This window comes from Pseudomonas peradeniyensis, from assembly GCF_014268935.2.
In the GTDB taxonomy this organism is placed as follows: Bacteria; Pseudomonadota; Gammaproteobacteria; order Pseudomonadales; family Pseudomonadaceae; genus Aquipseudomonas; species Aquipseudomonas peradeniyensis.
On record NZ_JABWRJ020000003.1, the window covers coordinates 880,363 to 905,283 of the forward strand.

At 65.3% G+C, this 24,921-nt stretch carries 26 protein-coding genes and 1 pseudogene; 12 read left to right on the top strand and 15 right to left on the bottom strand.

The window, feature by feature from the left end; all coding sequences use genetic code 11:
• The first annotated feature begins 51 nt into the window (after positions 1-51).
• The 3 genes from yfiR to yfiB are packed head-to-tail and all read left to right on the top strand — an operon-like array spanning position 52 to position 2,399.
• Positions 52-627, top strand: a complete 576-nt coding sequence (gene yfiR, locus HU751_RS18915) for a regulatory sequestration protein YfiR (RefSeq protein ID WP_186713009.1) — start codon at positions 52-54, stop codon at positions 625-627.
• Positions 624-1,895 (top strand): diguanylate cyclase DgcN/YfiN, encoded by a 1,272-nt coding sequence (dgcN, locus tag HU751_RS18920; RefSeq protein ID WP_186734166.1) that lies wholly within the window; start codon positions 624-626, stop codon positions 1,893-1,895. Before yfiR ends, dgcN begins: the two co-directional genes overlap by 4 nt.
• Before the next feature lie 3 nt (positions 1,896-1,898).
• Positions 1,899-2,399: an outer membrane lipoprotein YfiB gene (gene yfiB, locus HU751_RS18925; RefSeq protein WP_367616969.1), complete on the top strand. Its 501-nt coding sequence runs from the start codon at positions 1,899-1,901 to the stop codon at positions 2,397-2,399.
• Between the two features lie 118 nt (positions 2,400-2,517).
• Here the strand turns inward: yfiB and HU751_RS18930 are convergent, their stop codons facing one another.
• A complete protein-coding gene (locus HU751_RS18930) occupies positions 2,518-3,468 on the bottom strand; it encodes a LysR family transcriptional regulator (RefSeq protein ID WP_186713006.1) in 951 nt (316 codons plus the stop codon).
• A 131-nt stretch (positions 3,469-3,599) separates the two neighbouring features.
• Here HU751_RS18930 and HU751_RS18935 point away from each other — a divergent pair, with 131 nt between their 5' ends.
• Complete coding sequence (locus HU751_RS18935; protein WP_186734167.1) at positions 3,600-5,126, top strand: CoA-acylating methylmalonate-semialdehyde dehydrogenase; 1,527 nt, start codon at positions 3,600-3,602, stop codon at positions 5,124-5,126.
• A 10-nt stretch (positions 5,127-5,136) separates the two neighbouring features.
• On the top strand, positions 5,137-6,027 hold the full coding sequence (mmsB, locus tag HU751_RS18940; RefSeq protein WP_050706942.1) for a 3-hydroxyisobutyrate dehydrogenase: 891 nt from the start codon (positions 5,137-5,139) through the stop codon (positions 6,025-6,027).
• A gap of 116 nt (positions 6,028-6,143) precedes the next feature.
• On the opposite strand, the gene HU751_RS18945 is transcribed toward mmsB, so the two are convergent.
• The 7 genes from HU751_RS18945 to HU751_RS18975 form a co-directional block, all read right to left on the bottom strand.
• Positions 6,144-6,488: a cupin domain-containing protein gene (locus HU751_RS18945; RefSeq protein WP_023631693.1), complete on the bottom strand. Its 345-nt coding sequence runs from the start codon at positions 6,486-6,488 to the stop codon at positions 6,144-6,146.
• A gap of 140 nt (positions 6,489-6,628) precedes the next feature.
• Complete coding sequence (locus HU751_RS18950) at positions 6,629-7,561, bottom strand: phosphatidate cytidylyltransferase (RefSeq protein WP_069017061.1); 933 nt, start codon at positions 7,559-7,561, stop codon at positions 6,629-6,631.
• 1 nt (position 7,562) lies between these two features.
• Entirely contained in the window at positions 7,563-8,186 is a 624-nt protein-coding gene (locus HU751_RS18955; protein WP_186713003.1) for a lysophospholipid acyltransferase family protein, read from the bottom strand.
• A gap of 10 nt (positions 8,187-8,196) precedes the next feature.
• Positions 8,197-8,616, bottom strand: coding sequence for a hypothetical protein (locus HU751_RS18960; RefSeq protein ID WP_186734168.1), 420 nt, complete (start codon positions 8,614-8,616; stop codon positions 8,197-8,199).
• Entirely contained in the window at positions 8,613-9,989 is a 1,377-nt protein-coding gene (locus HU751_RS18965; RefSeq protein ID WP_186734169.1) for a phosphatase PAP2/dual specificity phosphatase family protein, read from the bottom strand. Before HU751_RS18965 ends, HU751_RS18960 begins: the two co-directional genes overlap by 4 nt.
• Positions 9,989-11,743, bottom strand: coding sequence for a bifunctional alpha/beta hydrolase/class I SAM-dependent methyltransferase (locus HU751_RS18970; RefSeq protein ID WP_186734170.1), 1,755 nt, complete (start codon positions 11,741-11,743; stop codon positions 9,989-9,991). Before HU751_RS18970 ends, HU751_RS18965 begins: the two co-directional genes overlap by 1 nt.
• 30 nt (positions 11,744-11,773) lie before the next feature.
• Positions 11,774-12,379: a CDP-alcohol phosphatidyltransferase family protein gene (locus HU751_RS18975; protein ID WP_186734171.1), complete on the bottom strand. Its 606-nt coding sequence runs from the start codon at positions 12,377-12,379 to the stop codon at positions 11,774-11,776.
• A 412-nt stretch (positions 12,380-12,791) separates the two neighbouring features.
• Between HU751_RS18975 and HU751_RS18980 the strand changes: the two genes are divergently transcribed.
• A complete protein-coding gene (locus HU751_RS18980) occupies positions 12,792-13,199 on the top strand; it encodes a type II toxin-antitoxin system HicB family antitoxin (protein WP_186734172.1) in 408 nt (135 codons plus the stop codon).
• Positions 13,200-13,220: 21 nt separating this feature from the next.
• Here HU751_RS18980 and HU751_RS18985 read toward each other — a convergent pair whose 3' ends face one another.
• Complete coding sequence (locus HU751_RS18985) at positions 13,221-14,108, bottom strand: LysR substrate-binding domain-containing protein (protein WP_186734173.1); 888 nt, start codon at positions 14,106-14,108, stop codon at positions 13,221-13,223.
• 77 nt (positions 14,109-14,185) lie between these two features.
• Between HU751_RS18985 and HU751_RS18990 the strand changes: the two genes are divergently transcribed.
• Complete coding sequence (locus HU751_RS18990) at positions 14,186-14,950, top strand: sulfite exporter TauE/SafE family protein (protein ID WP_186734174.1); 765 nt, start codon at positions 14,186-14,188, stop codon at positions 14,948-14,950.
• Here the strand turns inward: HU751_RS18990 and HU751_RS18995 are convergent.
• Complete coding sequence (locus HU751_RS18995; protein ID WP_186734175.1) at positions 14,940-15,254, bottom strand: putative quinol monooxygenase; 315 nt, start codon at positions 15,252-15,254, stop codon at positions 14,940-14,942. The two genes, HU751_RS18990 and HU751_RS18995, sit on opposite strands and share 11 nt — an antisense overlap.
• A gap of 160 nt (positions 15,255-15,414) precedes the next feature.
• On the opposite strand from HU751_RS18995, the gene mdaB reads away from it, so the two are divergent.
• The 3 genes from mdaB (at position 15,415) to ggt (ending at position 18,812) form a co-directional block, all read left to right on the top strand.
• Complete coding sequence (gene mdaB / locus HU751_RS19000; protein ID WP_050706935.1) at positions 15,415-16,005, top strand: NADPH:quinone oxidoreductase MdaB; 591 nt, start codon at positions 15,415-15,417, stop codon at positions 16,003-16,005.
• A gap of 124 nt (positions 16,006-16,129) precedes the next feature.
• Entirely contained in the window at positions 16,130-17,026 is an 897-nt protein-coding gene (locus HU751_RS19005) for a LysR family transcriptional regulator (protein WP_186734176.1), read from the top strand.
• A gap of 118 nt (positions 17,027-17,144) precedes the next feature.
• Positions 17,145-18,812 carry a gamma-glutamyltransferase gene (gene ggt / locus HU751_RS19010; RefSeq protein WP_186734177.1) on the top strand — a complete coding sequence of 556 codons (1,668 nt, stop codon included), beginning with the start codon at positions 17,145-17,147 and terminating at the stop codon, positions 18,810-18,812.
• Positions 18,813-18,890: 78 nt separating this feature from the next.
• Here ggt and HU751_RS27375 read toward each other — a convergent pair whose 3' ends face one another.
• From HU751_RS27375 to ypfJ, 3 genes and pseudogenes are all read right to left on the bottom strand, one after another.
• Complete coding sequence (locus HU751_RS27375) at positions 18,891-19,754, bottom strand: methyl-accepting chemotaxis protein (protein WP_375538113.1); 864 nt, start codon at positions 19,752-19,754, stop codon at positions 18,891-18,893.
• Positions 19,755-19,793: 39 nt separating this feature from the next.
• Positions 19,794-20,675, bottom strand: a pseudogene (locus tag HU751_RS27380) (methyl-accepting chemotaxis protein); the annotation flags it as partial.
• Between the two features lie 363 nt (positions 20,676-21,038).
• Positions 21,039-21,923: a KPN_02809 family neutral zinc metallopeptidase gene (gene ypfJ, locus HU751_RS19020; RefSeq protein ID WP_050706931.1), complete on the bottom strand. Its 885-nt coding sequence runs from the start codon at positions 21,921-21,923 to the stop codon at positions 21,039-21,041.
• Between the two features lie 199 nt (positions 21,924-22,122).
• Between ypfJ and pcaH the strand changes: the two genes are divergently transcribed.
• A complete protein-coding gene (gene pcaH / locus HU751_RS19025) occupies positions 22,123-22,842 on the top strand; it encodes a protocatechuate 3,4-dioxygenase subunit beta (protein WP_186734179.1) in 720 nt (239 codons plus the stop codon).
• Positions 22,843-22,853: 11 nt separating this feature from the next.
• A complete protein-coding gene (pcaG, locus tag HU751_RS19030) occupies positions 22,854-23,459 on the top strand; it encodes a protocatechuate 3,4-dioxygenase subunit alpha (protein WP_186734180.1) in 606 nt (201 codons plus the stop codon).
• 32 nt (positions 23,460-23,491) lie between these two features.
• Here pcaG and HU751_RS19035 read toward each other — a convergent pair whose 3' ends face one another.
• The gene (locus tag HU751_RS19035) at positions 23,492-23,917 is read right to left on the bottom strand and encodes a cupin domain-containing protein (RefSeq protein ID WP_186734181.1); all 426 of its coding nucleotides are present in this window, start codon (positions 23,915-23,917) and stop codon (positions 23,492-23,494) included.
• A gap of 103 nt (positions 23,918-24,020) precedes the next feature.
• Complete coding sequence (locus HU751_RS19040) at positions 24,021-24,920, bottom strand: LysR family transcriptional regulator (RefSeq protein ID WP_186734182.1); 900 nt, start codon at positions 24,918-24,920, stop codon at positions 24,021-24,023.
• Position 24,921: the final 1 nt, after the last annotated feature.

Sequence of the window (24,921 nt, forward strand, 5' to 3'; positions counted from 1 at the left end):
ATATGCTATCGTTGCGGCATTATCCGCAAACATTTTGTGAGATTTCCCCCCATGACAGTGGCTGTCTCGGCCTTGGGACGCGTGAAGGGCTGTGCGCTCTCGTTGCTGATGGCCATGCTGTTGTCGAACGGCGCCCCCGCCTGGGCGGGCAATGCCGTGTCGGATGCGCAGGTGCAGCTACGGGCCAAGGCCGTGACCCAGGTCGTGCTGGGCATCCTCAGCTACGCCCGCTGGCCTGCCGACCCCAATCCCCTGCGCCTGTGCCTGGTCGGTCCGACCGAGTACGCCGACGACCTGATCAAGGGCAATCTGCAGCAGTCCGGGCAACCCCTGCAGGTGCGCCGCCTGCTCGCCGACGACCCCAGTGTGGCCAGTGCCTGTGACGCCATCTACCTCGGCAAGCTCGACAAGCAGCAACGTGAGCGATTGTTCCAGCGGATCAACGGCCATCCGGTGCTGAGCATCAGCGAGGCCGACGATCCGTGCACGGTGGGGAGCCTGTTCTGCCTGCGGGTCGGCGACCAGCAGGTGGCGTTCGACGTCAACCTCGACTCGGTGGCACGCAGCGGCGTGCGCATCCATCCCAGTGTGCTGCAGCTGTCGCGACGGCGGGCGGGGCAGCCATGAAACGTTCAGCCAGGCGCTTCAGCCGGCCGACCCTGCGCGCCGTGCTCGGGCGGGGTCACCTGGGCGTGGCCTTGCTCGCCGCAGGGCTGGCCGGGGTGCTGGTGACCCTGCTCGGGGTGGCGGCGTTGCGCGTGTATGCCAACCACAACCTGCACCTGATCGCCCGCTCCATCAACTACACCGTCGAGGCCGCCGTGGTGTTCGACGACAGTGCCGCGGCCAACGAGGCACTGGCGCTGATCGCCTCCACCGAAGAAGTGGCCGACGCCAAGGTGTACGACAACGATGGCGACCTGCTCGCCCACTGGCAACGCGACGAGCAGGGGGTAATGGCGCAGTTGCAGTCCCAGGTGGCGCGCAGCCTGCTGGAGGAGCCGATCAGCATGCCGGTGCAGCACATGGGCCAGCGGGTCGGTCATATCGAGCTGACCGGGCAGGGCGGCAGCCTGGTGCGCTTCCTGCTCAGCGGCCTGGTGGGCATCCTGGTGTGCACGGTGCTCAGCGCGGTGCTGGCGCTGTACCTGTCGCGACGCCTGTTCGGCGACATCATCCGCCCCTTGCGCAACCTGGCCAGCGTTGCCCATGCCGCGCGGCGCGAGCGCAGTTTCGACCGGCGGGTGCCGCAGACCCAGATCGCCGAGCTCAACGAACTGGGCAACGACTTCAATGCCCTGCTCGACGAGCTGGAGGTCTGGCAGAGCCACCTGCAGAGCGAGAACGAAAGCCTCGCCCACCAGGCCAGCCATGACAGCCTCACCGGCCTGCCCAACCGCGCCTTCTTCGAAGGACGGCTGAGCCGCAGCCTGCGCAATGCCGCCCGTACCGAGGACCACCTGGCGTTGTTGTTCCTCGACAGCGATCACTTCAAGCAGATCAACGACAGCCTCGGCCATGCGGTGGGGGACGAAGTGCTGATCAGCGTGGCCAGCCGCGTGCGCGCGCAGCTGCGCGAGCATGACCTGGTGGCGCGCCTGGGCGGCGACGAGTTCGCCGTGCTGCTGACGCCACTGCACTCACGCGAGGATGCCCAGCGCATCGCCGAGAAGATCGTTGCCAGCATGAAGCTGCCGGTGCAGCTGGAGGATGGCAACAGCCTGACCACCTCGCTGAGCGTCGGTATCGCCTATTACCCGGACGACGGCCGCGACCCGGCCAGTCTGCTCAATGCCGCCGATGCGGCGATGTACCAGGCCAAGCGCAATCGCCGTGGCCATTGGCAAGTGGCGCAGACGGAACGCTGCGCCCCTGATGCAAAGAACAGGAGCTGAACCGTGACCAAGCGTTTTTCCGTGCTGCGTTTTCCGTTATTCACCCTGCTGCTGGCGCTGCTGACCCTGGCCGGCTGCCAGAGCGTGCCGCCCAAGGGGCTGACTCCCGAGCAGGTCGCCGTGCTCAAGCGCGAGGGTTTCGCCCCGACCGACGAGGGCTGGGCGTTCGACCTGTCGGGCAAGGTGCTGTTCGGCAGTGACCTGGACAGCCTCAACAGCGCCAGCGAGTCGATCGTCGAGCGTATCGGCAAGGCGCTGCTGTCGGTGGATATCCAGCGCGTGCGCATCGATGGCCATACCGACGCTTCGGGCAAGACCGCCTATAACCAGCAGCTCTCCGAGCGCCGCGCCCAGAGCGTGGCCAAGGCGTTGATCGGCATCGGCATGCAGCCGCAGAACATCCAGACCCGCGGCATGGGCAGCAGCCAGCCGGTGGCGGATAACCGCACCGCGGCGGGACGCATGGAGAATCGGCGGGTGTCGATCGTGGTGGCGTCGGATTGAGGCTGTTGGGGCCGCTACGCGTCCCTTTCGCCGGCAAGCCGGCTCCCACAGATACAGCGTATGTCTTGGTAACTGTGGGAGCCGGCTTGCCGGCGAAAGGGGCGCGCAGCGGCCCCAGTCAACCCTGAGCGAACTTCATCTCCCGCGTCTCGCCCATCAGCAACGGCGCATTGGCCTCGGTCACCTCGCGAATGTAATCCCATAGCAGCGTGATTCGCTTCAACTTGCGCAGATCCTCCCGGCAGTACATCCAGAACTGCCGCGTCACCTCGATCTGCTCCGGTAGCACCGTCACCAGTCGCGGGTCCTGCGCGGCCAGGAAGCACGGCAGGATCGCCAGCCCGCGCCCCTGCAACGCCGCCGTGTACTGGGCGATCACGCTGGTGCTGCGCAGGTGCGCGTTGGCGTTGGGGATCAGGTTGGCCAGGTACAGCAGCTCCGAGCTGAACGCCAGGTCGTCCACGTAGCTGATGAACGGATGGCGCCCCAGGTCGGCGATCTCGCGGATCGGCTCGTGGCTGTCCAGGTAGTCCTGGGTGGCATACAGGCGCAGGCGGTAGTCGCACAGCTTGCAGCACACATAAGGGCCATGTTCCGGGCGCTCCAGGGCGATGACGATGTCTGCCTCGCGCTTGGACAGGCTGATGAAGTGCGGCAGCGGCAGGATATCCACCGAGATCGCCGGCCAGGCATCGACGAAATGGCTCAACTGCGGGGTGACGAAGAAGCTGCCGAAGCCTTCGGTGCAGCCCATGCGCACATGCCCCGACAACGCCACGCCCGACCCCGAGACCTGCTCGCAGGCCATGTGCAGGGTGCTCTCGATCGACTCGGCATAGCCCAGCAGGCGCTGGCCCTCGGCGGTGAGGACGAAGCCGTTGGTCCGTGATTTTTCGAACAGCAAAGTGCCCAGCGCCCCTTCCAGTGAGCCGATGCGCCGCGACACCGTGGTGTAGTCCACGGCCAGGCGCTTGGCCGCACTGCTGGCCTTGCGGGTGCGCGCCACCTCAAGAAAGAACTTGAGGTCGTCCCAGTTCAGCGCGCTCAGGGAGGTGAGGTCTTTTTGCATGATGATCCGGTTTTTTTGTGCATTCTTGTTGGATGTTTGCACATCTATACTCGAACTCAGCCCCTGAGCGCCACCCCGTTCGCTGCGGCGTAGGCGTCCTCGTTCCGACAATAATTCCAAGGAGAGCGCAGATGAACGCACCCCAGTCGCCCGACCAGACTAAGGTCGAGCAGGTCAAGCTGCTGATCGATGGCCAATGGGTCGAGTCCAAGACCACCGAATGGCGTGACATCGTCAACCCGGCGACCCAGCAAGTGCTGGCGCGGGTGCCGTTCGCCACCGTCGAGGAAGTCAACGCCGCCGTGGCCGCCGCCGAGCGCGCCTTCAAGACCTGGCGCGACACCCCGATCGGCGCGCGCATGCGCATCATGCTCAAGCTGCAGGCGCTGATCCGCGAGCACAGCAAGCGCATCGCCGTGACCCTCAGCGCCGAACAGGGCAAGACCATCGCCGACGCCGAGGGCGATATCTTCCGTGGCCTGGAAGTGGTCGAGCACGCCGCCTCCATCGGCACCCTGCAGATGGGCGAGTTCGCCGAGAACGTCGCCGGCGGTGTCGACACCTATACCCTGCGCCAGCCGATCGGCGTGTGCGCCGGCATTACCCCGTTCAACTTCCCGGCGATGATCCCGCTGTGGATGTTCCCGATGGCCATCGTCTGCGGCAACACCTTCGTGCTCAAGCCGTCCGAGCAGGACCCGCTGTCGACCATGATGCTGGTCGAGCTGGCGCTGGAAGCCGGCATTCCGGCCGGCGTGCTCAACGTGGTGCACGGCGGCAAGCAGGTGGTCGACACGATCTGCACCCACCAGGACATCAAGGCGATCTCGTTCGTCGGCTCGACCGAGGTCGGTACCCACGTCTACAACCTGGGCAGCCAGCACGGCAAGCGCGTGCAGTCGATGATGGGCGCCAAGAACCACGCCGTGGTGCTGCCCGACGCCAACCGCACCCAGACCATCAATGCCCTGGTCGGCGCCGCCTTCGGCGCGGCCGGCCAGCGCTGCATGGCCACCTCGGTGGCGGTGCTGGTGGGCAAGGCCCGCGAATGGCTGCCGGATATCAAGGAAGCGGCGAGCAAGCTCAAGGTCAACGCCGGCAACGAGCCGGGCACCGATGTTGGCCCGGTGGTCTCCAAGCGCGCCAAGGAGCGTGTGCTGGGCCTGATCGAAAGCGGTATCAAGGAAGGCGCCAAGCTCGAACTGGACGGCCGCGATGTGAAGGTGCCAGGCTACGAGCAGGGCAACTTCGTCGGCCCGACCCTGTTCTCCGGGGTGAAGACCGACATGCAGGTCTACACCCAGGAAATCTTCGGCCCGGTGCTGGTGACCCTGGAGGTCGATACCCTCGACGAGGCCATCGCCCTGGTCAACGCCAACCCGTTCGGTAACGGCACCGGCCTGTTCACCCAGAGCGGCGCGGCGGCGCGCAAGTTCCAGAGCGAGATCGATATCGGCCAGGTCGGCATCAACATCCCTATCCCGGTGCCGGTACCGTTCTTCAGCTTCACCGGTTCCCGTGGCTCCAAGCTCGGTGACCTCGGCCCGTACGGCAAGCAGGTGGTGCAGTTCTACACTCAGACCAAGACCGTCACCGCCCGCTGGTTCGACGATGACAGCGTCAATGACGGTGTGAACACCACCATCAGCCTGCGCTAAGGAGCTCGACATGCGTATCGCATTCATCGGCCTGGGCAACATGGGCGCGCCCATGGCCCGCAACCTGATCAAGGCCGGGCACCAGCTCAACCTGTTCGACCTGAACAAGACCGTGCTGGCGGAACTTGCCGAGCTGGGCGGCCAGGTCAGCACGTCGCCCAAGGACGCCGCCGCCAACAGCGAGCTGGTGATCACCATGCTGCCGGCCGCCGCCCATGTGCGCGGCGTGTACCTGGATGAAGAAACCGGCGTGCTGGCCGGCATCCGTCCCGGCACCCCGACCGTGGACTGCAGCACCATCGACCCGCAGACCGCCCGGGAGGTCTCCAAGGCCGCGGCGGCCAAGGGTATCGACATGGGCGATGCGCCGGTCTCCGGTGGTACCGGCGGCGCGGCGGCCGGCACCCTGACCTTCATGGTCGGTGCCAGCGCCGAGCTGTTCGCCACGCTCCAGCCGGTGCTGGCGCAGATGGGCCGCAATATCGTGCACTGTGGCGAGGTCGGTACCGGGCAGATCGCCAAGATCTGCAACAACCTGCTGCTGGGCATCTCGATGATCGGCGTGTCCGAGGCCATGGCCCTGGGCAATGCGCTGGGCATCGACACCAAGGTGCTGGCCGGCATCATCAACAGCTCCACCGGGCGTTGCTGGAGTTCGGACACCTACAACCCATGGCCGGGCATCATCGAGACCGCCCCGGCTTCGCGTGGCTACACCGGCGGCTTCGGCGCCGAGCTGATGCTCAAGGACCTCGGGCTGGCCACCGAGGCCGCGCGCCAGGCGCACCAGCCGGTGATCCTCGGCGCCGTGGCCCAGCAGCTGTACCAGGCCATGAGCCTGCGCGGTGAAGGCGGCAAGGATTTCTCGGCGATCGTCGAGGGGTACCGCAAGAAGGATTGACGAGCGAGTGGACTTGATCGCGGGCCGGGTGGCCCTTCCCCTTGTAACTGCGCACCTTGGGGAAGGGACATCGGGTTCGCGATTTTTTTTGCCCGCTGTGTGGGCGTGGGAGCGGGTCAGGCGAAGACGAAGTACTTGCGCACCGTCTCGACCACTTCCCAGGTTCCCTTCATCCCCGGTTCGATCACGAACACATCCCCTGCTTTAAGATGCTTCGGCTCTTCACCCTCGGGCGTGACGATGCAATAGCCGTCGAGGAAATGGCAGTACTCCCACTTCTCGTAGTTGACCTCGAACTTGCCCGGCGTGCAGATCCAGGTGCCCATGATCTTGCTGCCGTCGGCGGACAGGTAGGCGTTGAGGTTGACGGTGTGCGGGTCGCCGCCGATGCGCTTCCACTTGGTCGCGTCGACCACCGGGGTCGGGCAGGTTTCGCGCAGGACGGTGATGAAATCGGACATGGCGTGGCTCCAGGCAACAAGTGAGATGACGCATCACCATAGAGTCATCACCGGACGGGCAGTTGCCTGGGCTCGACGCCCAGCTGTCTGCCCGCGCAATGTCAGGACTCGGGCCTTGCAGGTTGTGGACTGTCAGTGGCTCACGCCCACCAGTAACGCACGAAGTGGAAGAACACCGGCGCGGCGAAACACACCGAGTCCATGCGGTCGAGCATGCCGCCGTGGCCTTCGATCATGTGGCCCCAGTCCTTCACCCCACGGTCGCGCTTGATCGCCGACATCACCAGCCCGCCGAAGAAGCCCATGGCATTGACGGTCAAGGCCATCAGTGCCGCCTGCCAGAAGGTGAACGGGGTGATCCAGCACAGCAGGGCGCCGACCAGGGTAGCCAGCGCCACGCCGCCGGCCAGGCCTTCGACGGTCTTCGACGGCGACAGGTTCGGCGCCACCTTGCGCTTGCCGAACAGCTTGCCGCACACGTACTGCAGCACGTCGCTGATCTGCACCACCAGGATCAGCCAGGCGATCAGCAGCAGGTTGCGGCCTTCGTAGCCCGGGATGTCCAGGGTCATCAACGCGGGCACCGACGACACGCAGTACACCGCGATCATCAGCCCCCACTGCACCTTGGAGGCGCGCTCGAGGAAGCGCGTGGTATCGCCGCCGAAGCTGGCCAGGATCGGCAGCAACAGGAACAGGTACACCGGGATGAAGATGCTGAACAGCCCGTACCAGTCCATGGCGATCAGCAGGTACTGCACCGGCAGCGCCACATAGAACGCCGCCACCAGCGCCGGATAGTCGCTGCGTCGGGTCGGGGTGAGGGTCATGAACTCGCGCAGGGCATAGAACGACACGCCGTAGAACAGCACGATCACGCCGTACTTGCCGAACAGGAAGGCGATGCCGATGACCAGCACCATCACCCACCAGGCGTTGATGCGTGCGTTGAGGTTGTCGATCACCGCGTGCGGCGCGGGGCCGGCGCGCCATTTGAGCAGGCGGCCGATCAGGCTGGCGAGTAGCAGCAGGGCGCCGATGCCGGCGAACAGCGACAGGGTGTTGTGATCCATCTCAGGCTTCCTTCGGGGCCAGGTTCAGCAGGGCCTGGCGGGCCCGCTCGAGAAAGGCGTGCTTGCCCTCGTCCGGTTGCAGGTGCAGCGGTTCGCCGAAGCTCAGGGTGCACAGCAGTGGCAGCGGCAGGGCGCGACCCTTGGGCATGACCCGGTTGAGGTTGGCGATCCATACCGGCACCAGCTCGACCTGCGGGTTGGCCGAGGCCAGGTGGAACAGGCCGCTCTTGAACGCCAGCAACGGGTCTTCGGTCAGGTTGCGCGTGCCCTCCGGGAAGAAGATCAGCGAGTCGCCCTGGGCGAAGGCATCGAGCACCGGTTGCAGCGGGTTGCCTTCGCTTGCGCCGTGCTGGCGGTCGATCAGCACGCCGTTGAACACCTGGCGGATCAGGAAGTCGCGGATGCCCGGCTTGCACCAGTAGTCGGCGCCCGCCACCGGGCGGGTGCGGCGGCGCAGCGGCTCGGGCAGCGCTGCCCACAGCAGCACGAAGTCGCCATGGCTGCTGTGGTTGGCGAAGTACAGGCGCTGCACCGGTTGCGGCGTGCAGCCCAGCCACAAGGCGCGGGCGCCGGTGATCAGGCGGGCGGCGGAGGTGATGACGAAGGCAGTCAGGCTGGCGAGCATGGCATTGGTCTTATCCGGTGAAGGGTAGGGTCAGCATTAATGCGACCTGCAGGGCCAGGCACAGGGCCTGGCGCCGCAGCAGGGCCAGGGCGGCCCGGCTGCGGGTCGGCCAGTCGCGCGGGTCGTTGGGCGCAGGTTTGAGGCGCAGGTCGAACAGGGCGTGGTCCAGGTCCTGGGTGTCGGCGGGCAGGTCGCTGCTGGCGCCGAGGTGGGCGAACAGGTCGGCATCCAGGGCGACGCGCAGGGCCCAGTACTTGTGGACCAGACCGAGCAGCAGCAAAAGGCCGCAGAGCAGGTGAGGCAGCGGCGCCAATGGCAGACCGAGCAATGGAGCCAGGGTGCAGGCCAGGGCCAGCAGGGTCAGGCCGTCCGACAGGCGCTCCAGCTGGCAGCCACGGGCGAGCAGGCTGGCGACGAGATACAACCTCATGGCTGGGCCTCCAGGTGATGCAGTGCCAGGCGGTGGGCCGGGTGCAGGACCACACCGGGACGCGCCTGGCGAATCAGCGCTTCGGCCTGTTCGGCGCTGGCACAGCGGCCGCTGAGCAGCAGCCAGGCGGCGACGGCGCTGGCGCTGCGCGAGTAACCCAAGGCGCAGCAGACCAGCACCGGGCCTTGTTGATGGCGGTGCTCGATGGCCTTGGCGGCCTGTTGCAGGATTTCCCGGTCTGGGGCAATCAGGTCCAGGGTCGGCAGGCTCTGGTAGTCCTGTGGTGTTTTCAGCGCCTTCATCGCGGGGCAAACCGCGTTGTGGGAGCGGGCTTGCCCCGCGATGTTCTGGTGAGGGACTGCAAGGCAGGGCAGCTCGGCGCTCAGGTCGACAATCGCCGCGAACGCAGACGCTTCAGTGCGCCCCGGCACTCTGCCGAGATACACGCCATCGGCCACCTCATCCGCCTGCGGATGCCGCCAGGTCCATAGTCGCGAATTGACCCAGGCGCACAGCAGGTAAGGCGCCAGCAGCCAGGTGGCGGCCACGGACAGCCGCCCGTCGGCGCCTTTCTGGAAACCTGCGGCGCCGAACAGGGCATAGTTCAGCGCCACCAGCAGCAACGACAGCGCCGGCCACAGCAACCATAACCCGCCACCACCGATCTTCACTGCCAGTAACCCCAGCACGGCCGCGCCCAGGCCATAACGCAGCGTCAGGCGCCAACGTTTCGGATCCTGCGCCAGACGTGCCTGGCGCCAGGGCAACGGGCCACTGTGCGGCCACAGCCACAGGCAAATGAACCCCGCCAGTGCCCCGGTCGGCACATCGATGAAGTGATGCTGCCAGGTGGCCAGCACCGACAGCCCGATCAACCCCATCCAGCCATGCACCACCCAGCGCCAGACGGGATGCCGCGTATGCCGGGCGAACATCGTCCAGATGATCACCAGCAACGCGATGTGCAGCGAGGGCGCCTGGTTGTAGGGCTTGTCGAAGCCCATCAGCACATCGAACAGCCAGCCGAACAGCCCCGACAGCTCAGGGCGCTCGAAGGTGAAGCGCAGCGGCCAGAGCAGGAAGCCGGCCACGCAGATCAGTTGCGCTGTCAGCAGCGCCAGGGCATGACGGTCCATCTCCGAACGCGAGCGCGGCAGCAGGAACGACAACCCGTACAGCAGGTCGATCGACCAGTACGGGATGATCGTCCAGGGCCACAGCGGCACCTGCCGCTCCCAGGCGAACACCAGGCTGCCGATATCCTCGCGGCCTTCGGTATAGGTATTGGCCAGGCCGTAGCTGAGAAAGAAGAACGGTCCGAGCAGCAACAGCCACAGGATACCGCGACGGACCAGCCCGGCTTCACGGGCCATCAGCGCACCCGCTGCGCCAGGCTGACGCTGAAGATGCCCCACTCGTCGATGCGCTGGGTAATCTTGCGGAACCCTGCCGCTTCAACCAGCTGGTCCATCTCCGCCTGGCTGCGCCGGCGCATCACCCAGGCCTGGCCGCCACGGTGGCTGGTCAGGGCGCGGGCGATCATCTCCAACTGCGGGTGCCAGGGCTGGCCGGTGTAGACCAGGTAGCCGCCGTCCTCGACCGCGTCGGCCAGTCCCGCCAGCGAGTTGCCGACCAGCTCGTTGCTGGGGAACAGTTCGTAGAGGCCCGACACCACCGCCAGTGTCGGATGCGGGCTGAGCGCGGCCAGGCTCTGGCGGTCGAAGGCATCGCCCTGGACGAAACGCGCGATCTCGGCCAGGCCCTTTTCGCTGATCAAGGCATTGCCCTGTTGCACGTTCAGTTCGCTGTAGTCGCGCAGCAGGATCGAGTCGGGCAACTGCTGCAAGCCTTGCAGCGCTTCGAGGATGTAGCGGCCATGGCCGGCGGCGATATCGACGATATTCACCGGGCGCTGCTGTTCACGCAGGCGGGCGATGGCCAGGCGCAGCAGTTCCTCGACGTTCAGCTTGCGCTGGCGGATACCACGCCAGCCGATGGCATCCAGGTAGTTGCGGTCGATCAGCTCGCCCAGCTTGCCCTTGCCGGTCGCAGTGTTGCGGTAGACGTAGTCGAGGGTCGAGCCCGAGTCGAAACCGGTATCGAAGCCCAGCTTCACCCCCTCGGAAAGGCCTTTGCCCAAGCGCAGGCCGGCGCGGGTGGCGCGCCAGTAGAGGTCGCGTGGCGAATGGCGCGGCAACGGCGCGGCCAGGCTCTCGGCCTCGGCGCAGCTGGCGCCGCTCTTGTCGGCATCGAGCAGCGAAGGCTGGGCTTGCGGTGCGTCGAAGCAGTGCGCGACGAAGCGCTCGATCCGCGCCAGGGCGTGGGCGCGGTCGCGTTCGCCGAGGGTGTCGTGGAAGAAGCCGGGGAGGATGTGCTTCTCTTTGCGTGCGCTGCCCAGGCGGTCGAAGAACTGCTCCTGCGGCTTGCGCTCGACCACCAGGTCGGCGCCGGAGATCAGCAGCTGCGTCGGCACCTGGATCGCCTGGGCATCGGCGACCACACGGTCGGCGGCGTCGTACAGGCCCAGCAGCATGGTGACGGAGATGGGCCGGCTGATCAGCGGGTCGGCGACATAGGACATGACCCGTTCCGGGTCGTGGGTCAGCAGGCGTGGCTTGACGTAGCTGTTGACGAAGAAGTTGCCGCGCAGGGCCTTCATCAGCTTCAGCCCGGGGCGGGCGAAGGGGACGTAGAGCTTGACCTTGAAGGCCGGCGAGGCGAGCACCAGGCAACGTACCCTGGGCGCATAGTCGTGGGCCCAGGTGGCGACCAGTACCGCGCCGACGCTCTGTGCCAGCACCACCATGTCGGCCTCGGCAATGCCGTGCTGCGCCTGGATGTGCTCGATGAAGGTCTGCACGTCGCGCACGCTGGTGGCAAAGCCCGGACTGTCGCCGCGAGCCCCCGGCGACTGCCCATGGCCACGGGCGTCCCAGGCGAAGAAGTCGTAGCCGGGCATGTCCAGTTCATCGGCCAGGTGGGCCATGCGCCCGCCGTGCTCGTGGCCGCGGTGGAACATCACCACGGCCCGGCGCGGCTGGTGTTCGTTGCGCGTGGCGGGCCAGTGGCGATAGTGCAGCTCGACGCCGTCATGGGTGCAGAAGTGCAGCGATTGCGCTTGGCGCATGGCGAATATCCTTGTCCGGCAGCGAGGGGCTCAGCGGGTTTCGGCCAGGCCGTGGCGAACCCGGTTGTAGAGGGTATAGAGCGAGAGCAGCAGGATGACCAGCAGCAGGCCGTTGATCCAGGTCGCGCCCAGCAGCCCGACCCCCACGCCGGTACCCAGCACGCCGAAGGCGAAGGCCCGGTCGCTCTTGCCCATCGGCCCGTCGTAGCGGCGTGATGCGCCGGCCAGCGGGCCCATCACCCCGGCGTATTCGCTGATCACCGCGAACACCACCACCAGTACCACCAGTGTCGGCGAAATGCCTGGCAGCAGGGCGAAGGGCAGGTAGAGGGCGGTGTCGGCGATCACGTCGCACAGTTCATTGAGGTAGGCGCCGAGCTTCGACTGCTGGCCAAACTCCCGGGCCAGCATGCCGTCGACCGCGTTCAGCGCCATGCGCAGCAGCATCCATACCGGGATCAGCAGGAACAGCCAGGTGACCTGGGGCAGCCAGGCCAGCAGCAGGCCCAGCAGGACGGAAACCGCGGCAGCGGTGACGGTGACCTGGTTGGCGGTGACGCCGCGGTCGAACAGGCGCTGGACGGCAGGGCGCAGCAACGCCTGGAAGCGGGGTTTGAGCTGGTAGATCGATGGCACGTTGAATTCCCTGTCGTGGTGCGGCATGGACGCGATTGTGGGGAATCAGGCGGGGGGGCGGCAAGGGGAGCGTAGTGGAGTTGTGAGGAGGGCGAGGTAATCGAGGTGGCCTTTGCCGGCCTTGATCGCGGGGCAAGCCCGCTCCCACACTGTTCCCCGCGAAGGCAGGGTTGTGCAATAGGCAGGATAATCTCCTACAGATTTGGCGCAATCGTTGTAGGAGCGGGCTTGCTCCGCGAGGGGCCGCACAACGAGTTTCGGTACTCGGCTGTAGTTCATTTCCGAAACTTGTTTCACTGCCGCCTGGCACATTGCGAGGGGGCGGCTGAACGTTCTAGTTTCGCGGTTCACCGACCGGAAACGCTGCCCGGCAGAGGCCCAACCATGGCAGCTCGACAAAGCGAGAGAGCCGATGAACCTACTTGTTGTCCTGCACAAGTCCCGTGAGACCTATTACGGCGTCACCATCCCCGATGTACCTGGCTGTTTTTCCGCAGGTGCCACGGTCCCCCAGGCACTGGAGAACGTTCAGGAGGCGCTGGCGCTGCATTATGAAGGGCTGGTGGCCGATGGCGCGCCCCTGCCGCAGGTGCAGGAAATGGATATGCATGTGGACAACCCAGAGTATGCAGGCGGCCTCTGGGCGTTGGTGGACTTCGACGCAACGCCGTACCTGGGGACGGCGGTACGTTTCAGTGCGACGTTGCCCAAGAACCTGTTGCAACGAATCGACGATCGGGTGAAGCAGGATAATCGCTACGCTTCACGCTCCGCATTCCTGGCTTCGGCGGCGCTGCGCGAACTGGCTGAGGTGTACTGAGCCTGCGCGCCTCGGTCATATTCAGACAGGCTCGGCCAAGCGATCGACCAGCACGGCGGCGTATCCCGGCAATAGGCTGAAATCCCGCGAGCAGAGGAGCAAATGGCGATTGGCCCAGTCCTCTTGCAGGGCAACCCAACGCAGCGGCAGGATGCCTTCCCAGCGCCGAGCCGAGGCCAGTGGCACCACTGCCACGCCGGCCCCACCCGAGACCATGCGGATCACCCCATCGAACCCTTCCGCACGTACCCGCACCTGCATGCGCCTTCCCTGACGCAGCGCCTGTTCCTCAAGGTGCAACGCGAGGGCGCTGTTGGCGCCAAGCCCCACATGCCCATGGCCCAGACTGGCGTTGAAACCTGCCTCATCATGGGCGTCCAGCGGATGTCCCTGGGGCATTACCAGCACCAGCGGATCATCGCGAAACGGCCGTGTCTGCAGATGCTCGCAAGGCGCGGCGCTGGAAATGATGCCCAGGTCCGCCATGCCCTGGGTGATCGCCTGGACGATGCCAAGGCTCGGCAACTCCTGGATATCGACACTCACTCCCGGGTGCTCGACCAGGTAGCTGGCCAGCAATTCCGGCAGGTACTCGGTCAGTGCTGCCGTGTTGCACAGCAGGCGTACCTGTCCTTGCAGGCCTTGGGCGTACTGCCCCAGGTCGTATTGCAGGCGCTCCAACTGCCGGGCAATCAGCCGCGCATGCTGCAGGAGCGCCTGGCCGGCGGGTGTGGGCTGTACACCGCGGCGATTGCGGGTGAGCAGGGGGATGCCCAACGAAGCTTCCATGGCGCGAATGCGGGCACTGGCCGCTGGCAGCGACAGGTGACTGCGTCGGGAACCTTCGGTGATGTTGCCGCTCTCGAGGGTATGCTGGAACAGCTTGAGATCGATCAGGTCGAAATGCATCTGCCTCTGTCCTGGAAAGAGTCTGCCTGAGTATATGGCAGATTTTCAGCGAGCTGGCCGCACGGCAGGATGACGTCATGAATACCTTCCTGGCGTTTTATCAGAGTATCGGACCTGCAATTTCAATGCTGGTGATCATGACCTTCTTCCTGGCTGGCGCGGTCAAGGGGGTGATCGGCCTGGGGCTGCCTACCATTGCCATGGGCTTGCTGGGCCTGGCTATGTCTCCGGCGCAGGCAGCTGCGCTGCTGATCGTGCCGTCGACCGTGACCAACCTGTGGCAGCTGGCGGCAGGCGGTCACTTGCTGGCGCTGCTGCGGCGCCTGGGAGGGATGTTGTCGATGATCTTCATCGGCACCCTGTTGGGCAGCGCCTGGTCAGGTATCGACAGTGGCCCGTGGGCAGCCCATGGCCTGGGCGCTGCGTTGCTGATCTACGCCCTTTACGGCCTGGCCGGCCCGGGCTTGCGGGTGGCGCCTGGGCGGGAACGCTGGCTGGGCCCCGCCTGTGGGTTGCTGACGGGCGTGGTGACGGCGGCCACCGGGGTGTTCGTGATGCCCGCAGTGCCCTATTTGCAGGGTCTTGGCCTGAGCCGTGAGGAGATGGTCCAGGCATTGGGGCTGTCATTTACCGTCTCGACCCTGGCGCTGGCGGTCGGCCTGGCCGGTCAGGATGCCTTGGGTGGCCAGGCCTTGGGTGCTTCGTTGTTGATGCTGGCGCCCGCCTTGCTGGGTATGTTTGCCGGCCAGTGGCTGCGCGGGCGGATCAGCGCAGCGCTGTTCAAGCGCTGCTTCTTCATCGGCCTGGCGCTACTGGGCACGCACCTGTTGATCAGCGGTTAGCAGACGAAGCGCTGAGCATGTCGATCATCTGGATATCAAAGTCACGCTCCAGGTAATCCATGCGCTTTTCGAAGAACGCGGCCATGTGCGGCAGCGCCGAGTGCACGTCCAGGGCCGCCTTGGTCGCCCAGACCTCGAAGAACACGAACAGGCTCGGGTCTTCCTTATCGCGCAGCATGTGGTACTCGATGCAGCCCGGCTCCTGGCGGCTGGGTTCGACGTAGGGACGGAACAGTTGTTCGAAGGCTTCGGACTGTTCCGGGCGGGTCTTGGCTTTGAGGATGAAGGCGTGTTGCTCGCTCATGGCAGATCTCGGTAAGTGAGGAGGGTGAGCAAATTCTAAATCAACAATATGTTTACCATTCGTGATTCACAGGCAAATGTATTTTGCCCTGAACCCGCTGTTTCCCCGCCCCGTGAGTGCCTAACCTGCCGGCAACTTCACTTACAGGGCTGACCCTCCCATGAAAAAGATCCTCCTGCTCAACGGTGGCAAACGCTTCGCCCACTCCGACGGCCGCCTCAACCAGACCTTGCACGACGCCGCGCTGGCCCACCTGGACCGTGCCGGCTTCGATGTGCGGGAAACCTTCATCGACGGTGGTTACGACGTCCAGGCCGAGGTGGAGAAATTCCTCTGGGCCGACGTGGTGATCTACCAGATGCCCGGTTGGTGGATGGGCGCGCCCTGGACGGTGAAGAAGTACATCGACGAGGTGTTCACCGCCGGCCACGGCAGCCTGTACGCCAACGACGGCCGTACCCGCTCCGATGCCTCGCAGAAGTACGGCAGCGGTGGCCTGGTCCAGGGCAAGCAGTACATGCTGTCGCTGACCTGGAACGCGCCGCAGCAGGCGTTCGATGACCCCAGCGATTTCTTCGAAGGCAAGGGCGTGGATGCGGTGTACTTCCCGTTCCACAAGGCCAACCAGTTCCTCGGCATGAGCGGGTTGCCGACCTTCCTCGCCGTCGATGTGATGAAGCGGCCGGATGTGCCGGCGGCGCTGGCGGCGTACGAGCAGCACCTGGATGAGGTGTTCGGCAAGGGTAATTGAGTCGCGGGCCATCGCGGGGCAAGCCCGCTCCCACGAAGCCTTGGGCCGCGCGATGGACTAACTGCTTGCGCATGCCTGGCTCAGCAGCTATCAATCACGGCATTCTCCAATCAGGTCCTTTCGTGTGAAAACTCGCTCCGAAGAACTCCAGGTCTTCGTCGCCGTCATCGACAGCGGCTCGATCTCCGCCGCCGCCGAGCAGATCGGCCAGACCCCGTCGGCCGTCAGCCGTACCCTGTCGCGGCTGGAGGGCAAGCTGGGCACCACCTTGGTCAACCGCACCACCCGGCGCATGGACCTGACCGAGGAAGGGCGCTTCTTCCTCGAGCGCGCGCGGCTGATCCTCGAGCAGATGGACGACATGGAAGAGCGCCTGTCGATGAACCGCCAGACCCCGTCCGGGCGCCTGCGCATCAACGCCGCCGCGCCGTTCATGCTGCATGCGATCCTGCCGTGGATCGGCGAGTTCCGCCGGCAATACCCTGGCATCGAGCTGGAGTTGAACACCGACGACCTGATCATCGACCTGCTGGAGCAGAGCACCGACGTGGCCATCCGCATCGGCGAGCTGTCCGACTCCAGCCTGCATGCCCGTTCGCTGGGCTGCAGCCCGGTGCAGGTGCTCGCCAGCCCCGATTACCTGGCGCGCCACGGCACGCCGCACAGGGTCGAGGATCTCGACCAACACTGCCTGCTCGGCTTCAGCACCCTGGAATCGCTCAACCGCTGGCCATTGCGCCACGCCCAGGGCGACCATTGGGCGATTCGCCCGCAGCTGCTCGCGTCCAGTGGCGAAACCCTGCGTCAGCTGGCGATCGCCGGCGAAGGCATCGTCAGCCTGTCGCACTTCATGACCCACGAGGACATCCGCGCCGGCCGCCTGCAGGTGCTGCTCGGCGAGCACAACAACGGCTATCGCCAGCCGATCCACGCGGTCTACTACCGCAATACCCAGCTGGCCCTGCGCATCCAGTGCTTCCTCGATTTCATCCAGAAGAAACTGGCCGCCTACGCCTGCTGAGTTGCCTGAACGCGACAGCGTCTGCCCATCGGCGGCGCGATCCTGCAATGGTGTTTGCTTAGTCGGAGGGCTTCGGCCTTAATGACTGATCAACAAAAACAACACCAAGGAAGTGCGCATGCGTATCGTCATGTTCCAGTCGCTGGCCCTCGGGGTCGCGATCCTGAGCTGTTCCTCCGCCTTTGCCGTGACGCTGGAAGGCGGCGCGGTGGCCGCGCCTGATCAATATGGCGCACAGGTGGCCGCCGATATCCTCAAGAAGGGCGGCAACGCGGTGGACGCCGCCGTCGCCACCGCCTTCACCCTGGCCGTGACCTACCCCGAGGCCGGCAATATCGGTGGTGGTGGCTTCATGACCCTGTTCGTCGACGGCAAGCCCTATTTCCTCGACTACCGCGAAGTGGCGCCCAAGGCCGCGACCAAGACCATGTACCTGGACGACAAGGGCGAGGTGATCGAGAACCTCAGCCTGGTCGGCGTTCGCGCCGCCGGTGTGCCGGGCACGGTGATGGGGCTGTGGGAGGCGCACCAGAAGTTCGGCAAGCTCAAGTGGAGCGAGCTGCTGACGCCGGCCATCGGCTACGCGCAGAACGGCTTCAAGATCGCCCAGAAGCAGTACCAGTACCGCGACGACGCCCAGGGCCTGTTCAAGACCGCCACCAACTTCAACGACTACTTCGGCAGCATGAAGGTTGGCGAGCTGTTCAAGCAGCCGGAACTGGCGCAGACCCTGGAGCGCATCGCCGACAAGGGCGTCAGCGAGTTCTACCAGGGCAAGACCGCCGACCTGCTGGTGGCGCAGATGCAGGCCGACAAGGGCCTGATCAGCAAGGACGACCTCAAGGACTACAAGGCCGTGTGGCGCGACCCGATCGCCATAAACTGGCGCGGCAATGTGGTCTACACCGCGCCGCCGCCTAGCTCCGGCGGCGTCGCCCTGGCCCAGCTGCTGGGCATCAAGGAAGACCGCGCCGCGGACTTCAAGGGCGTCGAGCACAACTCGGCCAAGTACATCCACCTGCTGGCCGAGATCGAGAAACGCGTGTTCGCCGACCGCGCCGACTACCTCGGTGACCCGGCCTTCACCAAGGTCCCGGTCGACCAGCTGGTGGCCAAGGACTACCTGGCCAAGCGCGCCGCCCAGGTCAACCCGAACGCGATCTCCGAGACCGACAAGGTCAAGCCGGGGCTGGAACCGCACCAGACCACGCACTTCTCCATCGTCGACAAGCAGGGCAACGCGGTGAGCAACACCTACACCCTCAACCTCGACTATGGCAGTGGCGTGGTGGTCAAGGGCGCGGGCTTCCTGCTCAACGACGAGATGGACGATTTCAGCGCCAAGCCGGGGGCGGCCAATGCCTTTGGCGTGGTCGGTGGTGACGCCAACGCCATCGCGCCGGGCAAGCGCATGCTTTCGTCGATGAGTCCGAGCCTGGTGACCCGCGATGGCAAGGTGGCCCTGGTGCTGGGCACGCCGGGCGGTTCGCGGATCTTCACCTCGATCTTCCAGGTGATGAACAACCTGTATGACTACGGCATGCCGCTGGAGAAGGCGGTGGCGGCGCAGCGCGTGCATCACCAGTTGCTGCCCAAGGACACGATCTACTTCGACAGCTATGCGCCGCTCACCGGCAAGGTGGCGGACGATCTGAAGAAGATGGGCTACGTGCTGGAAGACCAGGGCTGGGAGATGGGCGACATCCAGGCCATCCGGGTCACCGGGGAGAAGCTGGAGACCGCGTCGGATCCGCGTGGGCGTGGGGTGGGGATGATCGTCAAGTAAGGCTGGGGTGAAATGATCGCGGGGCAAGCCCGCTCCCACGACCGGTGGGAGCGGGCTTGCCCGCGATGCGTTACAGGGTCAGACGCGGAACTGGCTGACCAGGGTCTGCAGGTGACCACCCAGGCGCGCCAGCTCGACGCTGGAGGCGGCGGTCTCGTCGCTGGCCGCGGCGGTTTGCTCCGACACGTCGCGCACGTTGAGGATGCTGCGGCTGATCTCTTCGGCCACGGCGCTCTGCTGCTCGGCGGCGGCGGCGATCTGCTGGTTCATCGACTGGATGTTCGACACCGTGCGGGTGATGCTCTCCAGCGAACCACCGGCCTTGCGCGCCAGCTCGACGCTGCTGTCGGTCAGGTTGCGGCTGCCGTTCATCACTTCGGCGACCTGCTGGGTGCCTTGCTGCAGGCTGGCAATCAGGCCTTCGATCTCTTCGGTGGACTGCTGGGTGCGCTGGGCCAGGCCACGGACCTCGTCGGCCACCACGGCGAAGCCACGACCGGCCTCGCCGGCGCGGGCCGCCTCGATGGCGGCGTTGAGCGCCAGCAGGTTGGTCTGCTCGGCCACCGACTTGATCACGTCCATGACGCTGCCGATCTTCTGGCTTTCCTGCTGCAGCAGGGTCATCGCCTCGGTGGAGCGGTGCACTTCGTGGGCCAGGCGTTCGATCTGGCTGATGGCTTCACCGACCACCTTGTCGCCGACACGGGCTTCGTCGTCGGCATTGGTCGCCGCGTGGGAGGCCTGCTCGGCGTTGCGCGCGACCTCCTGGACGGTGGCGGCCATCTCGTGCATGGCGGTGGCCACCTGGTCGGTCTCGACCTTCTGGCTGTTGGCGCCGGCGCTGGTCTGCTCGGTCACCGCCGACAGCTCCTCGGCGGCGCTGGCGATCTGGGTGACGCCGTCGCGGATGCCGGTGATCAGGTCGCGCAGGGTGGTGCCCATGCGGGCGATGCCCTGCTGCAGGGCGCCCAGTTCGTCGCGACGGGTGACGCGCAGTTCCTGGGTGAGGTCGCCGCTGGCGATGCGGTTGACCACGTCCATGGTCTCGCGCAGCGGGCGGGTGATCTGGCGGGTGATGATGAACGCGGCGAGCACGCCGACCAGCAGCGCCAGCAGGGTGGCGGTGGTCTGCAGGCTGCGGGCCTGGACGCTTTCGTCGTCACGGCGTTCGATCTGGATCTTGTACAGCTCGTCGCTGCGCTTGACGATGTCGGCGCCCTGCACGGTCATTTCGGCACGGGCAACACCGATGGCGGCGGTGGCGTCGCGGAACTGGCGCACGGCGTCGCGGTAGGCCAGCACGGCGCTTTCGAACTGCTGGATGCGCGAGGCTTCGCCCGGCAGCTGACGCTTGAGGCTGTCGATTTCATTCAGGGCGTTTTCCAGCTGGCGCAGGGCGGCCTGCTCGGCTTCGCTGGTCAGGTCGGCGATGTAGCTACGTACATCCAGGCGCACTTGCACCAGCTGTTGCTTGGCCTTGCTGATCAGCAGGTACTGGGCCAGGCGGCTGGCATCGCTCTCGGAGCTGGATAGCACGGCGCTGCTGATCGCCTCGATGGCGTCATTGGCGCGGGCCGCAGCCTGGTTCATCGATTCACGGGCAGCGAGGGTGGTCTTGTAGCCCTGGCGCATCTTTTCCAGCGAGATCCGGTATTCGCTGATGCTCTGGCCCTGCTCGCGCAGCAGCTTGAGGTTCTCGGGGCTCTTGAAGGTGTTGACCAGGTGCTGCTGCTGGCTGCCGAAGGCGTCGAGCTTGGCCTGGACATTGGCCGCCGAGGCGTCGTCGCCGTTGGTCAGCATCCACTGCAGGCGGGCCACGCGCAGGTTGGTCAGGTCACTGTTGAGCTGGGTGATGTCGCTCATCCAGTTGCTGCGGTCGATGAGGCTGCCCAGGCTGTTCCAGCCGGTCAGGGCCAGCAGGCCGGTCAGGACCAGGACCAGGCCGAAGCCCAGGCCGAGTTTGAGGTTGACGCTGATATTTGCGAACCAACTGTTCATGCACGCTCTCCCAGAGAATGATTTCGCTCACTTGATCTCAAAAGCTGGGCGTTGTTGTTGTCAGATAGCCCGCAGATTTGTGTAGGACTTATCGGCAAAGCGGGGAGAAGCTGAAACGCTTTTTCAGCAAATTTGTAACTTGTTGAATACGTTTGTGTTTTTGATGTGGTCAATCGCGGGTGCATACCCAGTGCGCACCTGCGGGCGCGCACTGGGCTGCGCGTGATATCAAAGGCTACGCGCGCTGAAGGTGTCGCATTGGTTCACGTCACCACTGGAAAACCCGGCCTTGAACCAGCGCACACGCTGTTGCGAAGTACCGTGGGTGAACGAGTCGGGTACGACCCGGCCTTGCCCCTGCTGCTGCAGGCGATCGTCACCGATGGCATTGGCGGCGTTCAGCGCCTCTTCCACATCACCCGGCTCCAGCCAGTTCAGGCGTTTCTGCGCCTGGTAGGCCCAGACCCCGGCCAGGCAGTCGGCCTGCAGCTCCTGGCGTACCAGCAGGCCGTTGTCGCCTTCCATGCGCTGGCCATTACGGCGCGCGGCGTCGACCTTGGCCGAGACGCCGAGCAGGGTCTGCACGTGGTGGCCGATTTCGTGGGCGATCACGTAGGCCTGGGCGAAATCGCCGGCGGCCTTGAAGCGGGTTTCCATTTCACGGAAGAAGGTCATGTCCAGGTACACGCGCTGATCACCCGGGCAGTAGAACGGCCCGACCGCCGACGAGGCGAAGCCGCAGGCGGAATTGACCTGGCCACTGAACAGCACCAGCTTGGGATCGCGGTACTGCTTGCCGGCCTGGGCGAACAGCGCCTTCCAGGTGTCCTCGGTGTCGCCGAGGATCGAGGCGACGAACTCGGCCTGCTCGTCGTTGGCCGGCGGGGCCTTGCCGTCGACGTTGGCTGGAGCGGTCTGCTGCTGCTCCATCTGCCCGGCCAGCTGGCCGAGGATCTGCAACGGGTCCTGCCCGGTGAGCCAGCCGATGCCGACGATCAGCAGGATGGCGCCGAGCCCCAGGCCCTTGCCGCCGCCGAAGCGCATGCCGCCGCCGCCCCCTTCGCCGCGGGCATCGACCACGTTGTCGCTGCGTCGGCCTTTTCGCCATTCCATGTAGAGCTCTCCGGTTTGTGAAACATGAAGTCAAAGATTAGTTCAGCGCTGCCCCCGGCGTCGCCTCGGTCGCTGATGCATAACCAAATGGTTATGGCTGAGACCGCTGAATTCAATATTCATCCCTATTGGCCTGCCGGAAACTGCAAGTCCGCCTGCCACGCCCAGGCGCTCGACAATTCCAAGAGAGGAAACCGGCATGCCCGCCCAGGACACCAGCCGCTTCGTGATCCGTGATCGCAACTGGCACCCCAAGGCCTTCACCCCCGACTACAAGACCTCGGTGGCGCGCTCGCCGCGCCAGGCGCTGGTCAGCATCCCGCAGTCGATCAGCGAAAGCACCGGCCCGGATTTTTCCCATCTGCGCTTTGGTGAGCACGACCACGACCTGCTGCTCAACTTCAACCACGGCGGCCTGCCGATCGGCGAGCGCATCATCGTCGCCGGTCGCGTTGTCGACCAGTACGGCAAACCGGTGCCCAACACTCTGGTGGAGATGTGGCAGGCCAACGCCGGCGGTCGCTACCGGCACAAGAACGACCGCTACCTGGCCCCGCTGGACCCGAACTTCGGCGGTGTCGGCCGTTGCCTGACCGACCGCGACGGCTACTACAGCTTCCGCACCATCAAGCCCGGTCCGTACCCGTGGCGCAACGGCCCCAACGACTGGCGCCCGGCGCATATCCACTTCTCCATCAGCGGACCGTCGATCGCCACCAAGCTGATCACCCAGCTGTACTTCGAGGGTGATCCGCTGATTCCGCTGTGCCCGATCGTCAAGTCGATCGCCAACCCCGAGGCGGTCCAGCGGCTGATCGCCAGGCTCGACATGAGCCACGCCAACCCCATGGATTGCCTGGCCTACCGCTTCGACATCGTCCTGCGCGGCCAGCGCCAGACCCACTTCGAAAACCGCTGAGGAGGCCCGTCATGCCTATCGAACTGCTGCCGGAAACCCCTTCGCAGACTGCCGGCCCCTACGTGCACATCGGCCTGGCCCTGGAAGCCGCAGGCAACCCGACCCGCGACCAGGAAATCTGGAACCGCCTGGCCAGGCCGGATGCGCCGGGCGAACATATCCTCTTGCTCGGGCAGGTGTACGACGGCAACGGCCACCTGGTGCGCGATTCGTTCCTGGAAGTCTGGCAGGCCGATGCCGATGGCCACTACCAGGGTGAGTTCAACCACGAGAACGCCTTCAACAGCTTCGGCCGCACCGCGACCACCTTCGACGCCGGCGAATGGACGCTGCACACGGTCAAGCCGGGTGTGGTGAACAATGTCGCGGGTGTGCCGATGGCACCGCACATCAACATCAGCCTGTTTGCCCGGGGGATCAACATTCACCTGCATACGCGCCTGTATTTCGATGACGAGGGCGAGGCGAACGCCCGGTGCCCGGTGCTCAACCTGATCGAGCAGCCGCAGCGGCGCGAGACGCTGATCGCCAGGCGTTGCGAGGTGGAGGGGAAGACGGCGTATCGGTTCGATATCCGTATCCAGGGGGAAGGGGAGACGGTGTTCTTCGACTTCTGATGGGGTTGGGGCTGCACAGCAGCCCCTGTCCTTCAGCCTTTCGCAGGCTTCAGGTCAAAAGCATCGCCCTGATACTGGAACAACACGCAATCAGCTGCAGCGGTACAGCCGCTTTCATGCACCAGATCAGCCGGCAACTTGTAGTAGGAACCCGCCGGATACTCGGTGCGCTTGCCATCGATCACCGCATAGAAAGTTCCACTCAGCACAACCGTCAGTAGCGTCTGGCTGTGCTGATGCAGCCCGTTGTCGGTACCTTTCCTGAATTTCACATAGGCCGAATAAGGCCCCTTGCCGAAGATATCGCCCTCGACATTGGCATAGCTGACGGCGCCTTTGGTATTGGGTACGTCCTGCCATTTCAACGCTGCGCTGTCAGTGACCGAAATGGTTTTTTCCGCTGCCTGGACGCCGACGGCCAAGGTGCCGAGCATCACGCCCACAATGACTGCTTTCATGGTGGATCTCCTTCATTGAATGACTGTGCAATGAAGGCTAATCAAACAAACAGCGCACAAATACCTGCAAAACTAGCCACATCTTGTGCTCGAATTGCACAAATCACCATCTGGTTTGCGCGTAGTAGGCCTGCACGTAACCCACCAGTGCCCGCACCTTGGGCGCCAGGTAGCGGCTCTGTGGATAAACCGCGTACAGGCTGCGGGCTGGCAGCCTCCAGTCTTCCAGCACCGACACCAGCCGCCCGTCCTGCAGCGCATCGTGCACGATGAAACGGTCGAAGCTGGCGATGCCCAGGCCACCGATGGCGGCGGCGCGCAGGGCCATGGGTGAATTGGCGCTCAGGCGTCGGGGCATGAGGATGTCGCGCTGTTCACCGCAGGCGCCGGCGAGTTGCAGGCGTTGCGGGTGCAGCAGCTGGCTGTAGCCGAGCAGGGCATGGCTGGCCAGTTCATCGGGGTCAGACGGGGCGCCATGGCGCTCGAGATACCCCGGGGCGGCCACCAGCAACACCTCGCTGCTCGCCAGTCGGCGTGCCACCAGGCTGGAGTCCGGCAGGTGGTCGGTGACCCGCAGGCACACATCGATTTCCTCCTCCAGCAGGTCGACGAAGCGATCGCTGCAGTGCAGTTCGATCTGCAGCAGCGGGTGGCGCTCGACGAAGTCCGGCAACCAGTGTCCCAGCTCCAGCTCGCCGAACGCCGTGGCCACGCCCAGGCGCAGCGTGCCGCTGGGCTGTTGCTGATGTTCGGAGAGCTCGAGGGTCATGGCCTGCATCTGCTCGAGGATCTGCACGCAGTGGCGATAGAAGAGTGCGCCGGCCTCGGTCAGGTGCAGGCGGCGGGTGGTGCGGGTGAGCAATTGCGTGCCGAGATGGCGTTCGAGTTGCTTCACCTGGCGTGACAGTATGGTGTGCGACACGCCCGCCTGGCTGGCGGCGGCGCTGAAGCTGCCGAGGTCGACGACCCGGCGGAAGGTTTGCATGGCACTAAGCTGGTCCATC

Excerpts from the sequence above, each read along its gene's own strand:
- yfiR (WP_186713009.1), top strand. The coding sequence starts at position 52 with ATGACAGTGGCTGTCTCGGCCTTGGGACGCGTGAAGGGCTGTGCGCTC.
- dgcN (WP_186734166.1), top strand. The coding sequence starts at position 624 with ATGAAACGTTCAGCCAGGCGCTTCAGCCGGCCGACCCTGCGCGCCGTG.
- HU751_RS18930 (WP_186713006.1), bottom strand. The coding sequence starts at position 3,468 with ATGCAAAAAGACCTCACCTCCCTGAGCGCGCTGAACTGGGACGACCTC.
- HU751_RS18935 (WP_186734167.1), top strand. The coding sequence starts at position 3,600 with ATGAACGCACCCCAGTCGCCCGACCAGACTAAGGTCGAGCAGGTCAAG.
- mmsB (WP_050706942.1), top strand. The coding sequence starts at position 5,137 with ATGCGTATCGCATTCATCGGCCTGGGCAACATGGGCGCGCCCATGGCC.
- HU751_RS18945 (WP_023631693.1), bottom strand. The coding sequence starts at position 6,488 with ATGTCCGATTTCATCACCGTCCTGCGCGAAACCTGCCCGACCCCGGTG.
- HU751_RS18950 (WP_069017061.1), bottom strand. The coding sequence starts at position 7,561 with ATGGATCACAACACCCTGTCGCTGTTCGCCGGCATCGGCGCCCTGCTG.
- HU751_RS18955 (WP_186713003.1), bottom strand. The coding sequence starts at position 8,186 with ATGCTCGCCAGCCTGACTGCCTTCGTCATCACCTCCGCCGCCCGCCTG.
- HU751_RS18960 (WP_186734168.1), bottom strand. The coding sequence starts at position 8,616 with ATGAGGTTGTATCTCGTCGCCAGCCTGCTCGCCCGTGGCTGCCAGCTG.
- HU751_RS18965 (WP_186734169.1), bottom strand. The coding sequence starts at position 9,989 with ATGGCCCGTGAAGCCGGGCTGGTCCGTCGCGGTATCCTGTGGCTGTTG.
- HU751_RS18970 (WP_186734170.1), bottom strand. The coding sequence starts at position 11,743 with ATGCGCCAAGCGCAATCGCTGCACTTCTGCACCCATGACGGCGTCGAG.
- HU751_RS18980 (WP_186734172.1), top strand. The coding sequence starts at position 12,792 with ATGAACCTACTTGTTGTCCTGCACAAGTCCCGTGAGACCTATTACGGC.
- HU751_RS18985 (WP_186734173.1), bottom strand. The coding sequence starts at position 14,108 with ATGCATTTCGACCTGATCGATCTCAAGCTGTTCCAGCATACCCTCGAG.
- HU751_RS18990 (WP_186734174.1), top strand. The coding sequence starts at position 14,186 with ATGAATACCTTCCTGGCGTTTTATCAGAGTATCGGACCTGCAATTTCA.
- HU751_RS18995 (WP_186734175.1), bottom strand. The coding sequence starts at position 15,254 with ATGAGCGAGCAACACGCCTTCATCCTCAAAGCCAAGACCCGCCCGGAA.
- mdaB (WP_050706935.1), top strand. The coding sequence starts at position 15,415 with ATGAAAAAGATCCTCCTGCTCAACGGTGGCAAACGCTTCGCCCACTCC.
- ggt (WP_186734177.1), top strand. The coding sequence starts at position 17,145 with ATGCGTATCGTCATGTTCCAGTCGCTGGCCCTCGGGGTCGCGATCCTG.
- HU751_RS27375 (WP_375538113.1), bottom strand. The coding sequence starts at position 19,754 with ATGGGCACCACCCTGCGCGACCTGATCACCGGCATCCGCGACGGCGTC.
- ypfJ (WP_050706931.1), bottom strand. The coding sequence starts at position 21,923 with ATGGAATGGCGAAAAGGCCGACGCAGCGACAACGTGGTCGATGCCCGC.
- pcaH (WP_186734179.1), top strand. The coding sequence starts at position 22,123 with ATGCCCGCCCAGGACACCAGCCGCTTCGTGATCCGTGATCGCAACTGG.
- pcaG (WP_186734180.1), top strand. The coding sequence starts at position 22,854 with ATGCCTATCGAACTGCTGCCGGAAACCCCTTCGCAGACTGCCGGCCCC.
- HU751_RS19035 (WP_186734181.1), bottom strand. The coding sequence starts at position 23,917 with ATGAAAGCAGTCATTGTGGGCGTGATGCTCGGCACCTTGGCCGTCGGC.
- HU751_RS19040 (WP_186734182.1), bottom strand. The coding sequence starts at position 24,920 with ATGGACCAGCTTAGTGCCATGCAAACCTTCCGCCGGGTCGTCGACCTC.